Source organism: Streptomyces yunnanensis (assembly GCF_029011865.1).
Taxonomy (GTDB): Bacteria; Actinomycetota; Actinomycetes; order Streptomycetales; family Streptomycetaceae; genus Streptomyces; species Streptomyces yunnanensis.
In genome coordinates this window covers 6,531,008-6,545,001 of record NZ_CP095749.1, presented here as the reverse complement: position 1 = coordinate 6,545,001, position 13,994 = coordinate 6,531,008, and the positions used below count along the sequence as shown (strand labels likewise).

Here is a 13,994-nt window from a genome sequence, read left to right as displayed (position 1 = left end):
TCAGGACGAATTGACCGCACTGGACAGCTTTTGGGCGACTGCCCCCATCCTGTCGCGGAGCCGGTGGCGGAGACAGGGACAAAGGTCCCGCCCCGGGCACCGAGTAGAGTCGAACGTCCCCACCTCCCCCCTCCCGCCCCGGAGGCGCGGGTCCGAACCACTGACGCGAGGCACACTGCGGTGAACCACCCCCCGGTCGTCGAATGGACCGAGGACGAGCAGGTCCGTACCGCCCGTTGGCATTCCGAGAACGGCGCCCGGCCACCCCGCCGGATCGTCGTCGCGGACGACCGCACCCGGGCCGACGAGGCGTACCGGCTCGCCTGCGAGGGCACCGCGCTCCTGTGGCGCGGCGACTTCCACAACGCCCGCCAGCTGCTGACCGCACTGGCCCGCCGGGTGGACCGCCGCCCGCGCAAGGCGCCGCCCGCCGACGTCACCCAGGCGTTCCACCTGCACCGCGCCGCCCAGAACCAGCGCGCCCGGATCCTCGGCATGCTGCTGATCCCGCTGGACGCGGACCTGGCCGTCCCGTTGCCGCGCGCCCCCGACGTCCGCGAGGCGTGCGCCCGGGCCTACGGTCCGCCGGAGGGGGCGGAGCCGCCCGCCGGCGCCTCCGGGGACACCGCCACCCTGGTCTCCCTACGGGAACTGCTCGGCGTGATCGGCGCCGACGAATGGCGCCGCAAGGGCGTACAGATCCCGGCCCTCGGCGGCGACCGGATCCATCCGCACTACGGCGTCTTCTCCCCGGCCCGCGGCGAGTACGTCGACCTGGTCGCCGAGGCCCCGCTGCCCGGCCGCGACCTGGCGTTCGACATCGGCACCGGCACCGGCGTCCTGGCATCGGTGCTGGCCCGTCGCGGCGTGCGGCGGATCGTGGCCACCGACCAGGACCCGCGCGCCCTGGCCTGCGCCCGCGAGAACACCGCGCGGCTGGGCGTCGCCGAGCAGGTGGAGATCGTCGCGGCCGACCTGTTCCCGGCCGGCCGCGCCCCGCTCGTCGTCTGCAACCCCCCGTGGGTGCCCGCCAAGCCGACCTCTCCCGTGGAGCACGCGGTCTACGACCCCGGCAACCGGATGCTGCACGGCTTCCTGACCGGTCTGGCCGACCATCTGACCCCGGGCGGCGAGGGCTGGCTGATCCTCTCCGACCTGGCCGAACACCTCGGCCTGCGGTCGCGCGCCGAACTCCTCGACGCCTTCGCCCGGGGCGGCCTCACCGTCCTCGACCGGCTCGACATCGCCCCCCGGCATCCGCGCGCCCAGGACACCTCCGACCCGCTCCACGTGGCCCGCGCCGCGGAGGTCACGTCCCTGTGGCGGCTGGGCGCGGCGGACTGAACGAGGACGGGGCGGCCGGGCGAGCCCCCCAGGGGCGGCCGACGGGAGTACCGGAAGTGCGCCGCCCCGGGCCGCCGGGCCGCCCCGGGCGGTCCTCCCCTGCTGCCCCGCCGCCCCGCCGCCCCGTTTTCTCGTCTCCGCGTCTCCGCGTCTCCGCGGACAGTTCCTACGGCCGCAGCCCGGCGCAGACGGTGCGCACATAGCGGTGCCAGTCGCCGGCGTCGTTCCGGATCACCGCGGCCAGTCCGCACACCGCCATCACCACGTCCTCGACCTCGGCGTCCGCCCGGACCGCCCCCTCCTCCTTGCCGCGGGCGAGGAGTTGGGCGGCCACCTCCTCGGCGCGCTCCCGGCCCTCACCGGCCGGTTCGGTGGAGCCGAACGCCGCCTCGATCGCCGCGGAGAGCCCGCGCTCGGCGTCGAGCACCTCCCCGATGTGCGTGAGATAGGCGGCCAGCCCCTCGGCGGCGGTCGGGCAGGCCAGGCAGCGGCTGCGCCCGAACTCCACGATCTCCGCCTGCCGTTGCTCCCCCACGGCCGCGATCAGCGCGGCCCGGTTGGGGAAGTGCCGGTAGACCGTCCCGATCCCGACGCCCGCGGCACGCGCGATCTCGGGCATCTGCGCCTCGTCGCCGTGCGCCCGCAGCATCTCCCGTGCGGCGTCCAGCACCCGGCCGCGATTGCGCTCGGCGTCGGCGCGCGGCCGGCGCCGCGGGGCAGGAGAGCTGGCGGAGGCGGCGGTACGGGGCACACTGCCGATGCTACTGGCCGCACACCGGGCGGAATCGGACGACGTCCGGCGGGCCGGGCCGGTTACCCGGCGCCAACCCCGCCCCATCAGGCACGATGGACCCATCATGAACCTCGACGACCTCGCGGCCCGGGCCCGCCGGCTCGCCTCTTCCGCGACGCCCGGCCGGCGCCGGCTGCTCGGCATCGCCGGGCCTCCGGGTGCCGGTAAGTCCACCCTCGCCGCCTGGCTGGCGGCGGAGCTGACCGGCCAGGCGGCGCTCGTCCCGATGGACGGCTTCCACCTCGCCGAGACGGAGTTGCGCCGCCTGGGCCGCATGGACCGCAAGGGGGCGCCGGACACCTTCGACCCGGCCGGTTACGCGGCCCTGCTGTCCCGTCTGCGCTCCCCCGAACCCGGCACGCCCGTCTACGCCCCCGCGTTCGACCGCCGTATCGAGGAGCCGGTCGCCGGCAGCATCCCGGTGGCCCCGCACATCCCGCTCGTCATCACCGAGGGCAACTACCTCCTGCTGCACTCCGACCCCTGGGCGCGGATCCGCGAACTGCTCGACGAGGTCTGGTTCATGGAACTGGACGGCCAGGAGCGGGTGCGGCGGCTGATCGCCCGCCACGAGCGGTTCGGCCGCCTGCGCATCGACGCCGAGGACTTCGTCCGCACCTCCGACGAGGCCAACGCCCGCCTCGTGGCGGCCACCCGCCCCCGGGCCGACCTCGTCGTGACCTTCACCGAGGACGAGGCGCCGCCCCGGTCGGACGACTGACCCGCCCGGACCCCACCGCCCCTGCCCCACCCCTCCGCCACCGGTCCCGACTCGGCCCCAACTCGGCTCCGCGCCAGGTCCCTTCTCCTCGGCCGGGTATCAACACCCCTTCCGAAATGACATCATGGATGTCATCATGACAGCATGAGTGTCATTGAGGGGGGTGCCGGCCAGGGTGCCGGCCAGGGCATCGGCCCGGATTCCGATGCCGTCGACACCCGGCGGACCGCCGACCCGCCGGCGGCGACCGAGGAGCTGTTGTACGGCGTCATCCGGCGGCTGTGGCCGCTGCACCGGACGATCGTGCGCGCGGTGGAGCGGGAGCTGGAAGGCACCGGCATGACCGCCGGCGAGCACGCCCTGCTCGACGCGCTGCGCACCCACGGACCGCGCACCGTCCCGCAGTTGGCGCGCTCCCTGGGCCTGGACCGACAGCCGGTGCAGCGCTGGGTGAACCACGCGGCGGATCTGGGCCTGGTCGTGACGGCTCCCAATCCCGCGCACCGCCGCTCGTCGCTGATCCGGCTCACCGACGAGGGCACCGAGGTGATGCGCGGGATACAGGACGCCGAGGCGGCGGAACTCCGCCGCGGGCTGGCCGACCTGTCGCCCGGGGAGGTCCGCACGGCGCTGCGGGTGCTGGATCGGCTCGGGGAGGAATTCCGGCACTTGGCGGACGGCTCGCGCGTTCCCCCGGAGGAAAGCGGCAATCCCGAAATGCCGGACGCTGCCGACCAGGAGGCCGCACAGGCCGCGATACCGCCCGCACAGGGGCACCGACCGCCGGTGCCCGCCCGACCAGCCGACCGCCCGACGCAGACAGAAGGCCCCGCAGCATGACCCACGACTTCCAGGCATGGTCCGAGATCGACAACGGCACCGTGCCGATCGCCGACGACGGCGAGCTGTTCTACGAGACGGCCGGCTCGGGACCTGCGGTGGTGCTGCTGCACGGCGGCATGCTCGACCAGCACATGTGGGACGAGCAGTTCTCCTGGCTGGTCAACTCCGGCCTGCGGGTGGTCCGCTACGACTCCCGCGGCCACGGCCTCTCCTCCACGGTGACGGGCGACTGGGCCAACCACGACGACCTGGCGGCCCTGCTGGACGCGCTCGACATACCGCGCGCCGTCCTCGTCGGCCTCTCGCACGGCTCCCGGGTCGCGCTGGACACCGCGCTCGCCCACCCGGACCGGGTCTCGGCCCTCTTCCTCGCCGCCCCCGGGGTCAGCGGTCGCCCCTTCACCGACCCCTTCGTCCTGGAGCACATCCGGGAGCAGGTCGCCGCGATCGGCGCACCGGACGGCGCGGAGCGCTATGTGGAGCACTTCCTCCGGATGTGGGTGGACGGGCCGTACCGCGCGCCGTCCGCCGTGCACCCCGGCTTCCGGGAGCGGATGCGCGCCTCCGCGAGCGCCAATGTCGAGGTGCACGCCGACGGTGTGGGCGCCGGCATGCCCCTGGAGGTCGGCGCCGCGGACCGCCTGACCGAGATCAAGGTGCCGACCACCGTCCTCGACGGCGACCTCGACTCCACCGACATATCCGCCAACGCCCACGCCATAGCGCTCCAGGTCCCCGGCGCCCGCCGTGTCCGCATCCCCGCCGCGGGCCACATGGTGAACCTGGAGAACACCCCGCTCTTCGACCAGGAACTGCACGCCTTCCTGTCGTCCTTGGCCCTCTGAGACGGCCCGCCCCGCCCCGGGCGAGGGCCCGGGGCGGGGCGGGCCCGCCCGCTCTCCCCGGCGCCCGCTAGAGTGACCGGGCCGTGGTGATCGGGAAGACCGGTGCAGGACCTTGTGTCCCAGGCCGGCGCGGCCCTCGCCACTGTGATCGGGGAGTTTCCACCCCTCTCCGTACGCGCCCGGTGCGCGTACGGCGCCACTGACCGCAGCCTGCGGCCGGGAAGGCGGGGCGGACGCGTGCACCCGTAAGCCAGGAGACCGGCCACGGCATCTCACGAACTGATCCACGAGGTGCTGGAGCGTGATGGCCGAATGGCCCTGTCCACGAATACCCCGGGAAATTCCCCTTCCCCCCGCGACGCGTCCCCTGGCGGCATATCCGGATCCACCGGTTCCTTCCGCTGGCAGCGCCGGGACACCGTCCGCACGGCCGGACTGATGACCGTGATCGCCGTGCTGCACATCGTCGCCTTCGGCGTGCTGTTCCTGCTGGTCGTGCCGGGCCACTACACGGTCGGCAGCCAGGTGTTCGGTGCCGGCCTCGGCATCACCGCGTACACCCTGGGCATGCGGCACGCCTTCGACGCCGACCACATCGCGGCGATCGACAACACCACCCGCAAGCTGATGGCCGACGGCAAACGGCCGGTCTCGGTGGGCTTCTGGTTCGCCCTCGGCCACTCCAGCGTGGTCGTCGTGATGGCCGCGCTGGTGGCGGGCGGCGCCCAGCTCGCCGGCACGCTGATGAACGACAACTCCCGCACGCACCAGGTGCTCGGCCTCGTCGGCACCACCGTCTCCGGCACCTTCCTCTACCTCATCGCCGCCCTCAACCTCATCGCCCTGGTCGGCATTCTGAAGGTCTTCCGGGCGATGCGGGCGGGCGCGTACGACGAGCAGGAGCTGGAGCGCCACCTGGATTCCCGGGGCTTCATGAACCGGATCCTGGGCCGTCTCACCAGGTCCATCAGCCGGCCCGGCCAGATGTTCCCGCTCGGTTTCCTCTTCGGCCTCGGCTTCGACACCGCGACCGAGGTGACGCTGATGGTGATGGCGGGCAGCGGCGCCGCGGCGGGCCTGCCCTGGTACGCGATCCTGTGCCTGCCGCTGCTGTTCGCCGCCGGGATGAGCCTGTTCGACACCCTGGACGGCACGTTCATGAACTTCGCCTACCAGTGGGCGTTCTCCAACCCGGTGCGCAAGGTCTACTACAACCTCACCATCACCGGCCTGTCGATCGCGGTCGCGTTCCTCATCGGCACCATCGAGCTGGTGACCGTGCTGCACGACAAGTTCGGGCTGGACGATCCGCTGACGGCGGGGATCTCCTCCCTCGACCTGGACAACGTGGGCTTCATCATCGTCGGCCTGTTCGTCGTGGTGTGGGCCGCGGCGCTGGCGTACTGGCGCCTCGGCGGCGTCGAGAAGCGCTGGACGGCCCGCACGGCGAACGCCCGGCCCGCCGACGACACCGTCCCGGCACCCCGCACCGGAGACACCGACACCCCGGCCCCCGACACCCCCTGAGTACCACCGCCCGTGGGGTGCGGCCCCCCTCCTCTTCCCCCCTAAAAGGGACGGACTCTTCCCCCTTGAAAGGGATGGCAGGAAAGGCCGCACCCCACCGGCAGCACGCACACCGGCAGCACGCACACCGACAGTGCTCGTCCCGGCGGCGCGTCAGGTGGCCGAGCCGGCCGCCGCTCCGGTCAGCAGGTCCGGGCCCCAGCGCTCCAGCGCCGCCGCCAGGTCGAGCGGCCGCAGCCGGTCCGCCACCTCCGCCCCCGGCCAGTCCTCCCGCGGCACCCGCCACATCACCTCGAACTCGTTGCCGTCCGGGTCCCGGGCGTAGAGCGACTTGGAGACCAGGTGGTCGCTGGTCCCCACCAGCGCGCCCCGCTCCTGCAGCCGTCCCGCGATCACCGAGAGATCGCCCAGCGTCCCGACCTCCCAGGCCAGGTGGTACAGGCCGATCCGGCCGCCCTCCGGCCCGGGCGCGTCCGGCCCCACCGCGAACAGCCCCAGATCGTGGTCGTTGTGCGAGTCGGGCGCGCTCAGAAAGGCCGCCCGCCCCGGAATCTCCACGTCGACCGTGAACCCCAGCACCTCGGTGTAGAACGCCACCGACCGCGCCACCTCACGGATGTACAGCACCGCGTGATTGAGCCGCCGTACGGACATCGGTCCTCCATTCCTTACCTCAACTCGTCCCCCGCCGTTTTCCTGCCGCCACCGCGCCGAGGCCGGGTCCGCGCCGCCGTCGCCGCCGTCGCCGCCGTGGCGATGACCAGCACCTCGCACTCCACGCACTCCACGCCCGCGGGCGCGATTTACTTGAAACTTCAAGTCATTAGCCACGATACACCTCCCTCCGAGGCCACCGAAGCCCCCATTCGCCGCCAAACAAGGACCTTCCGACACCCACCCCCTCCCCGAGACAGCGCCACCACTTTTGTTTTCCAAGCGTCTACTTGGAAAACAAAAGCAACATCACTACGATCCCACCATGACCACAACCAGGGAAGACGGATACGAACTGTCCACGGACCCGAACCGGCTCGACGTCGACCTGGTCCACCACTGGCTCTCCACGGACGCGTTCTGGGCGCTCGGCCGCAGCCGGGAGACCGTCGAACAGGCCGCGCGCGCCTCGGTCAACTTCGCCGTCCACGGCCCCGACGGCTCCCAGGTCGGCTACGCCCGGGTCGTCACCGACCGGGCGACCTTCGCCTGGCTGTGCGACGTCTACGTCGCGCCCGAGCACCGCGGCAGAGGTCTCGGCACATGGCTGGCCGGCGCCGTTCGCGACCACCTCGCCCCCTACCGGCTCAAGCGCGTGCTGCTCACCACGCTGGACGCCCACGACATCTACGCCCGAGCCGGCTTCGTCCCCTTCCCCACCCCCGAGAACCTGATGATCCTGGACTCGGCGGCATGAACGACCCGGGCAAGCGCGTGGTGGTCCTGTGCGGCGGAGAGAGCGCGGAACGCGACGTCTCCCATGCTTCGGGCCGGTCGGTGGCCCGAGCCCTGCTGGAGCGCGGACACGAGGTGACACTGATCGACCCGGCCGCCGCCGTGCCGGTCGTGGCCGGGCCGCTGCGCCCCGGCGACGACGTCAAGGAGTGCGCGGTCGGCACGACTCCGCCACCGCGCGCGGACCGGCCACGATTGCGGCGGCGGATGCACGCGGCGCTGACCGGCGGCCCGGTCCTGGAGCTGCTGCGGGACGCGGAGTTGGTCTTCCTCGCGCTGCACGGCGGCTGGGGCGAGGACGGCCACGTCCAGGCACTGCTGGAGATGGCGGGCCTGCCCTTCACCGGCGCCGGCAGCGCCGCGTGCGCGGCGGCCTGGCACAAACACCGGGCCCGGGCGGTGCTGGCCGCCGCGGGCCTGCCGGTGACCGAGGGAGTGCTGTGGCGCCCAGGGACGGACGAGGTGCCACCGGACGTGCAGCGCCTGCTGGCCCACGGCCCGGTGGTGACCAAGCCGGTCGCGGACGGCTCCAGCGTCTTCGTCCACCGGGTCGCGTCACTCCCCCACCTGGCACAGGTCGCCGCCGACGTACCCGCCGACGAGGAGCTCCTGGTGGAACCGTTCCTCCCGGGGCGGGAGTTCACCGTGGCCGTCGTCGGAAGCCGACCGCTCCCCGTGGTCGAGATCGAGCTGACGACTCCGTTGTTCGACTACGCGGCCAAGTACCAACCCGGCGGCGCCAGCGAGATCTGCCCGGCCCGGATACCGGCCGACTTCGCCCACCGCCTACAGGAGATGGCCCTCCGCGCGCACCGGGCCCTCGGCTTCGGCGCGCACGCCTACTCGCGCACCGACTTCCGCTGCGACGCCCACGGCGAACCCCACTGCATCGAGGTCAACGCCCTCCCCGGCCTGACGCCGACGAGCCTCCTCCCCCTCGCAGCAACCGGCGCCGCCTGGACCTACCCCGATCTGATCCACCGCCTCATGAACCTCACACAACCCTGAACCCGCCCCCGCGACACCGCCCCACCCCGCCCCTGCCTCGACGACCGTCACCAGCCCCGAGATTCACTCAACTCGCCACCCTTCAAACGACGTTGAGACCAGCCGACTACGTCCACGAACAGGGCCTCGCCGCACTCCACAACGGAACCGCCCCCCAAGACACCCGCACCGCACGCGCCCGGCCGGCACCGGCCCGAGTCGCCCGCCCGGCTGCGCCCCGAGGTTCGACTGCCCACCGGTACGGACTGCTGACGCAGTCCCCATACGGGAGGGGGAGCCTGCGGGCTAAGGGTGAGTGCGGACGTGGCACGGGAGGCGCAGCGTTGGAGTGACATGGCCGCCCGCCTGAGGTGGCTGGGGCGATGAGGGGAAGGATGGCGAAAGATTCTGCCGATGAGTTGCCTCGACGAGTGGAGATCCCCATGAAGCGCCTGCCCGCGCTCGCTACCGCGGTAGCGGCCTCAGTACTGATCATCCTCGGAGCCGGCACCGCCAGCGCCGACGGCAAGCCCGACAACGGATCTACTCGGATCGGAACCGCCCCGATCACCGAAGGTCTGCAAAAACTCGTGAGCGGCTCGTTCCTTCTGGACATGTGAGCCCCTCAGGGACAGGTCCGTAGCCATCACCCCGCGCCCAGCCCGGGCGCGACACCCCCGTTCATGCCCGCCCAAGGGCGAGGACGGGGGGCACAGTCGTCTGCGGTACCGCGGCGTTCCGTAAGTCACGGTCGGACGGATCCCCACACCTCGCCCACGGGACCGGCTCAATGCAACCAAAGGCCCCTGCCGCTCGGCCTGCCGGTGCCCTCCGAGGACATGTGGTCCCTCAACCGGCTCCGGCCAACCAGCTCCGGCCAACCGGCTCCGATCACGGAAACGGCCCCTCACTCAGTGGAGTGGGGGGCCGCTGACCTCACGGTTCACCTGTGTGGGCACAGACGGATTTGAACCGCCGACATCTGCTTTGTAAGTTCCGCCCGGGTGCGGTAACGGCCACCGTCCCGAGGGGCTGCGCGGCTACTCAAAACCGCTCGACGCTGCCGCTGTGCACCAACGTTGATGTCAGCCGTGGATGTCAGCAACCTTCGCTAGCAGCCTCAATGACGTCGGCCCAGACGTGGGATTCCCAGGGATTGCCGCCCAGCCCGAGCCGCGCTGCCACCACGTCATCCAGGAAGCGGGCGGTGGCAGCCTCCACAGCCTCGTGCGGCCACCAAAGGGAGTCACACTCAGTACACAGCGAGAAGGCCGCCCCATCGCCTTTGAAGCGATACGGGTGGACCCAATCCTGATCACACCGCGGACACGGGGGCAAAGAAGCCTGCATGCAGATCAGGCTACTAGCACCCCTCGTTGTGAACTACATGCAGCGAGGTTGCTGGGGTCATCCCGCCTGATCAATCAGTCTGTACAGGCCGACGACAGGCGCCGAAAGTCGTCACGGTTGTTGTACTTCGCTGCTGTACCGCAGCACTGCCACGGAGCACGCGAGGGAGTGGGTCCATCCGCTGTAGCGTTGCGATCATGATGCTTTCGATCTCTATCGCTTTGGCCACCATAGTTCTCGGCAGCGTGACAATTTGGCTGTCTTTGCGCAGCAGGCGTGAGCAGCAGGAGAGCGTTACCCGGTAGCGCTGCTACGGCTCTCCTGTACCGCGATCGACCGGCCCGCGTGTGCGGGGCCGGCGGGGTGTAATCCGTAGCGGCGGCTGGCAAGCCGCTGGCCTGCGCGCCGGATGCTGAAAGCAAGAGCCCCCGCAAGGCCCGAACCGCGTGCCGTACGTCCCTTCCGGGCACGGTCGCGGGGCATCGGCCAAGGGGAAGGGAGAGAAGGCTGCTTGCTCGTCAGCTCCGGTGGTGTCGGATTGTGGCTACCTGGCATCGGCACAGGGAGGCCCGGCAAGGAAACGGCATCCCCGCGAAACCCCTCAGGCTCCCCCATACCTCTCCTCCCCGGCCGAAGGGCGGGGCTTGATGAGGTAGAGAAACCTGTAACAGGTCACGCTCGCTTGGCAGTCTTGCCGGACTGCGGGATGGCTGATGCCATGTATGTGGGGACGGCACAGATTCGGGGGCGAGCCATTGAGTGATCTCACGGTGAATCCGTGGAAGCGGCACGGCAAGGACCGGCTCTACGTGAACCTCCCTGGTGGGGTTGCCGTCGCTTGGGCGGATCGGCCGACGAAAGTCGTCACGATCAAGGTAGAGAAGTACCGAGACGAGGCACTGGCTCTGCTGCGGCCATACCTCGGTAACTCGATGACAGTCCGCCCTGCACCCTCGCGGTCCACCAAGGCTCCTGAAGCATTGCGCGCGAACCCGGACCGGCGGTCCGAGCCACCGCGGCAGCGCGATCCTGCACGACCGGTGCAGCTGCCCAACCTCACTGTCGCTGACGACCTGGCAAGGAACCCTCCAGGTGCAGCGCTATTAGAGGCAATCGCCGTACGCGGTCCGTCGCCGGTTCAGCGACTCTGGACGAAGGTGCTGCGGCGCCCTTCGGAGTGGGACAGCTGGTACGCCGGGTTGGAAGGCGAGCGACGGGTAGGCCGAGAGCTAAAACGTCTGTCGTCCTGCGGCTGGCAGGTACTGCATGGCGTGCCCAAGCGCAACGGCGGCGATATCGATCACTTACTGATTGGCCCTGGAGGCGTGTTCAGCATCAACACCAAGTCCCACCCTGGTGCTTCGGTCTGGGTCGGCGACACCATGGCGAAGGTCAACGGTGGCCAGCCAGTTCCGTACGCCGCTGCGAGCAAAGCAGAAGCCGCCTATGCCCAGGGCGTATTGGAGCGGTATTGCGGATTCGCTGTCCCGGTAGAACCGGCTCTCGTGTTCGTCGGCGTCGCTTCCTTGCGTCGCGCTGCCACGCAGTACACCGTGCGGATCTACCAAGACCGCGAGGTTTCGGCGTTGGGCCCCCTTGGAGGCAAACTCACTCCGGACCGGATTGAGAGGGTGTACACGGTTGCCCGCCACCGCCGCGTCTGGCTGCAATCCTGATCTACACAGTTGATCGTGGCAGCCAACGTCATCGGGGCCATCCAGGTTCCCTCTACGCGATGAGCCTCTGGCCATCGTGAGAGCGAACCTGTGGGTCGTCGTTCCTGAAAGCATCGAGAACGCGAATCGCGTAGACGTCTCCCATGAGCTCGCTGATCTCTTCGCGCGTCAGCCACTCAACCGCGGCGGACTCGTCCGAAAGGCGCTCGTGACCGCTCTCTGCATGGCAGCGGAACACCATGGCGACGACTCCGCGAGACATGTTCTTGTACACCCCGGTCAACCGATCCACACGGACCGTGATCCCGGTTTCCTCGTAGACCTCGCGGCATACGCCGTCCTCAGCTGTCTCGTCCAGCTCCAGCACACCGCCCGGCGGGAGGTAGGGCGTAAGCGGTCCACGGCCACGGCCACGGCCACAGCCACAGCCACAGCGAAGGAATCGCAATGAGTGAGTGGAGACGGGGTACGCGGGGTCGCTCCCCGGGTCGTCATGGAGATCTTGGGACACCCCCAGATCGCCATCACAATGAACACGTACACGCACGTCGTGCAAGACACCCAACGTAAAGCCGTGAGCCACATGGACCGGCTTCTGAAGCGGTGACCCGTCTCGGGCTGATCACCGCCGTTGATGTCACTTATGGATGTCAAAGACCCCCCGCCATGATCGACGGGGGGTCTTTTGACTGGTGGGCACAGACGGATTTGAACCGCCGACATCTGCTTTGTAAGAGCAGCGCTCTACCGCTGAGCTATGCGCCCTGGCCGAGCCGACAGACTACCTTGCCCTGGGGTCGGGACCGCAAACCCGGGCCAGGGGGCGGGCGAGCGTGCGGCGGGGGGTCGTGGGGCGGGGTGGGGCGGGCGTGAACTCACCGGTCGGGATGTTCGTTGGGGCGGGTGGGAGAATGTCAGCCGGTCCTGGGGCGATCCGATCGGGAGAGGGATGTGACGGCGACACACATGCAGCCGCAGCCGCGGCCGTCCGGACAGGGGAGCCGTCGTCGCAGCCGCGGGGGCCGGTTCGGTCGAGCGGTGCGGGAGACGGTGGGGCTCGTCCTGCTGCCGTTGCCACTGCTGGTGGCGGTGGCGCCGATGGCGTTCGCCGGGGGCGGCACCCGGCGCTGGTTCGGGCGCGGGGAGAGCCAGCGGGCCGATGCCCAGGCCGCGAAGGACGCCGCCGCGGCGGCGTTCTACGACCTCGACACCGCCCACCGCGACCTGCGGATCTCGGTGGAGACGATCACCGCCGTCGACGACTCCCAGCGGGCCCGGCAGGCCGCGGCGGAGTACGAGAGCTTCGGGCAGCGGATCGACCAGGTCAGCCAGGGGTACATCACCGCGGTCGACTCACATGATCTTGACCGGGACGACATCGACGGCGCCGCGCTCGCGCGGGCGCGGGCCGATCTGACCCGGGCACGGGAGGAGCTGGAGCGGGTCCGCGGGGAGCTGGACTGGTTCGCACAGAGCCTCGCGCCACTGCTGGAGAACGCCGAGACCCAGCTGGCACGCGTGGCCCCGGCCGTGGAGCAGGCCCGGCAGGCGCTGCTGGCGGCGAGCAACGGGCTGGACGCGGTCCGGGCGCAGGGCCTGCGGGCGGACGACCTCGCGGCCCGGCTGGCGGCGCTCGGCCCGGAGCTGACCCGGCTGAACCAAGGGGCCGCGCAGCACGGCGTACCGGACACGATCCGGCGGGCGGAGGAGGTGCAGCGGCAGGCCGGGGCGATCCGGTCGGAGGCCGAGCGGCTGCCGGCGACGGCCGCGGAGATCGACAAGCGGCTGGTGTCGCTGCGCACCCGCGCGGAGGCGATCACCACCCGCGCCCAGCAGGTCGCCCCGGTCCTCAGCGAGTTGCGGCGGCGCTACAGCGCGGCGTGCTGGCAGGACCTCCAGAAGGTGCCGGAGCAGGCGGTGGACTCCGTCGAACAGGCCCGGACGGCGCTGCAGGAGGCCGGGCAGGCCCGCGCGGAGCAGCGCTGGGCGGACGCCACCAGCCGGCTGGCGACCGTACGGGCGCTGCTCAACACCACCGACGAGGCGGTGTCGGCGGCCGGCGACCGGCTGCGGCGGCTGGACGCGGTGGCGGCCGACCGGCAGCAGGAGGTCGAGCGGACCCGCTTCGCGCTCCGGGACGCACAGCGGCTGGCGATGGCCGGCCGCAGCACGCCCGACCCCCGGCACGCCGGGCCGCTGGACGAGGCGGTGGCGCGGTTGGACCGCGCGGTCGCGGGCCTGGAGGGGCGGCATCCGGACTGGTGGCACTTCCTGACCGAGACCGAGGCGGTGCGGGAGACGGCGGCGCGGGTGGTGCAGGAGATCCGCGACCAGCGGGGCGGGGCGACGACCGGCCGCTGAGGCCGGCGGGCGCTCTCCGGAAGCCATCGATCCGCCGCCGGGCCGTCGCCGGTTCACCGCCGGCCCGTCGCCGGTTCACCGCCGGGCCGCCGTCCGGT

At 71.2% G+C, this 13,994-nt stretch carries 13 protein-coding genes, 1 tRNA gene, 1 pseudogene and 1 riboswitch; of the genes and pseudogenes, 11 read left to right on the top strand and 4 right to left on the bottom strand.

Annotation, left to right across the window (positions count from 1 at the left end):
• Positions 1-180 precede the first annotated feature (180 nt).
• Entirely contained in the window at positions 181-1,344 is a 1,164-nt protein-coding gene (locus MOV08_RS28555; RefSeq protein WP_275309403.1) for a class I SAM-dependent methyltransferase, read from the top strand.
• A gap of 166 nt (positions 1,345-1,510) precedes the next feature.
• Here MOV08_RS28555 and MOV08_RS28550 read toward each other — a convergent pair whose 3' ends face one another.
• Positions 1,511-2,095: a TetR/AcrR family transcriptional regulator gene (locus MOV08_RS28550; protein WP_039636933.1), complete on the bottom strand. Its 585-nt coding sequence runs from the start codon at positions 2,093-2,095 to the stop codon at positions 1,511-1,513.
• Positions 2,096-2,201: 106 nt separating this feature from the next.
• Between MOV08_RS28550 and MOV08_RS28545 the strand changes: the two genes are divergently transcribed.
• The 4 genes from MOV08_RS28545 to nicT all read left to right on the top strand — a co-directional run bounded on the left by MOV08_RS28545 (position 2,202) and on the right by nicT (position 6,073).
• Positions 2,202-2,858: a nucleoside/nucleotide kinase family protein gene (locus tag MOV08_RS28545; protein WP_039636931.1), complete on the top strand. Its 657-nt coding sequence runs from the start codon at positions 2,202-2,204 to the stop codon at positions 2,856-2,858.
• 144 nt (positions 2,859-3,002) lie between these two features.
• Positions 3,003-3,698 carry a MarR family winged helix-turn-helix transcriptional regulator gene (locus MOV08_RS28540; RefSeq protein ID WP_275309402.1) on the top strand — a complete coding sequence of 232 codons (696 nt, stop codon included), beginning with the start codon at positions 3,003-3,005 and terminating at the stop codon, positions 3,696-3,698.
• On the top strand, positions 3,695-4,546 hold the full coding sequence (locus MOV08_RS28535; protein ID WP_275309401.1) for an alpha/beta fold hydrolase: 852 nt from the start codon (positions 3,695-3,697) through the stop codon (positions 4,544-4,546). The genes MOV08_RS28540 and MOV08_RS28535 overlap by 4 nt, the downstream gene beginning before the upstream one ends.
• A 67-nt stretch (positions 4,547-4,613) precedes the next feature.
• Positions 4,614-4,827, top strand: a riboswitch (cobalamin riboswitch).
• Between the two features lie 31 nt (positions 4,828-4,858).
• Positions 4,859-6,073: a Nickel transporter NicT gene (gene nicT / locus MOV08_RS28530; protein ID WP_078876272.1), complete on the top strand. Its 1,215-nt coding sequence runs from the start codon at positions 4,859-4,861 to the stop codon at positions 6,071-6,073.
• 153 nt (positions 6,074-6,226) lie between these two features.
• On the opposite strand, the gene MOV08_RS28525 is transcribed toward nicT, so the two are convergent.
• Positions 6,227-6,727, bottom strand: a complete 501-nt coding sequence (locus MOV08_RS28525; protein ID WP_039636927.1) for a VOC family protein — start codon at positions 6,725-6,727, stop codon at positions 6,227-6,229.
• Between the two features lie 325 nt (positions 6,728-7,052).
• Here MOV08_RS28525 and MOV08_RS28520 point away from each other — a divergent pair, with 325 nt between their 5' ends.
• The 4 genes from MOV08_RS28520 to MOV08_RS28505 all read left to right on the top strand — a co-directional run bounded on the left by MOV08_RS28520 (position 7,053) and on the right by MOV08_RS28505 (position 11,535).
• A complete protein-coding gene (locus MOV08_RS28520; protein ID WP_039636925.1) occupies positions 7,053-7,484 on the top strand; it encodes a GNAT family N-acetyltransferase in 432 nt (143 codons plus the stop codon).
• A complete protein-coding gene (locus MOV08_RS28515; protein WP_275309400.1) occupies positions 7,481-8,530 on the top strand; it encodes a D-alanine--D-alanine ligase family protein in 1,050 nt (349 codons plus the stop codon). Before MOV08_RS28520 ends, MOV08_RS28515 begins: the two co-directional genes overlap by 4 nt.
• 422 nt (positions 8,531-8,952) lie before the next feature.
• The gene (locus MOV08_RS28510; RefSeq protein ID WP_159030904.1) at positions 8,953-9,129 is read left to right on the top strand and encodes a hypothetical protein; all 177 of its coding nucleotides are present in this window, start codon (positions 8,953-8,955) and stop codon (positions 9,127-9,129) included.
• A gap of 1,485 nt (positions 9,130-10,614) precedes the next feature.
• Positions 10,615-11,535: a nuclease-related domain-containing protein gene (locus tag MOV08_RS28505; RefSeq protein ID WP_275309399.1), complete on the top strand. Its 921-nt coding sequence runs from the start codon at positions 10,615-10,617 to the stop codon at positions 11,533-11,535.
• A gap of 52 nt (positions 11,536-11,587) precedes the next feature.
• Here MOV08_RS28505 and MOV08_RS28500 read toward each other — a convergent pair whose 3' ends face one another.
• Entirely contained in the window at positions 11,588-11,902 is a 315-nt protein-coding gene (locus MOV08_RS28500; protein WP_275309398.1) for an NUDIX hydrolase, read from the bottom strand.
• Positions 11,903-12,007: 105 nt separating this feature from the next.
• Between MOV08_RS28500 and MOV08_RS28495 the strand changes: the two are divergent.
• A pseudogene (locus tag MOV08_RS28495) lies at positions 12,008-12,142 on the top strand (site-specific integrase); the annotation flags it as partial.
• An 83-nt stretch (positions 12,143-12,225) separates the two neighbouring features.
• Here MOV08_RS28495 and MOV08_RS28490 read toward each other — a convergent pair.
• A tRNA-Val gene (locus tag MOV08_RS28490) sits at positions 12,226-12,300 on the bottom strand.
• A gap of 186 nt (positions 12,301-12,486) precedes the next feature.
• Here MOV08_RS28490 and MOV08_RS28485 point away from each other — a divergent pair.
• Positions 12,487-13,896 (top strand): hypothetical protein, encoded by a 1,410-nt coding sequence (locus MOV08_RS28485; protein ID WP_420834223.1) that lies wholly within the window; start codon positions 12,487-12,489, stop codon positions 13,894-13,896.
• Positions 13,897-13,994 lie beyond the last annotated feature (98 nt).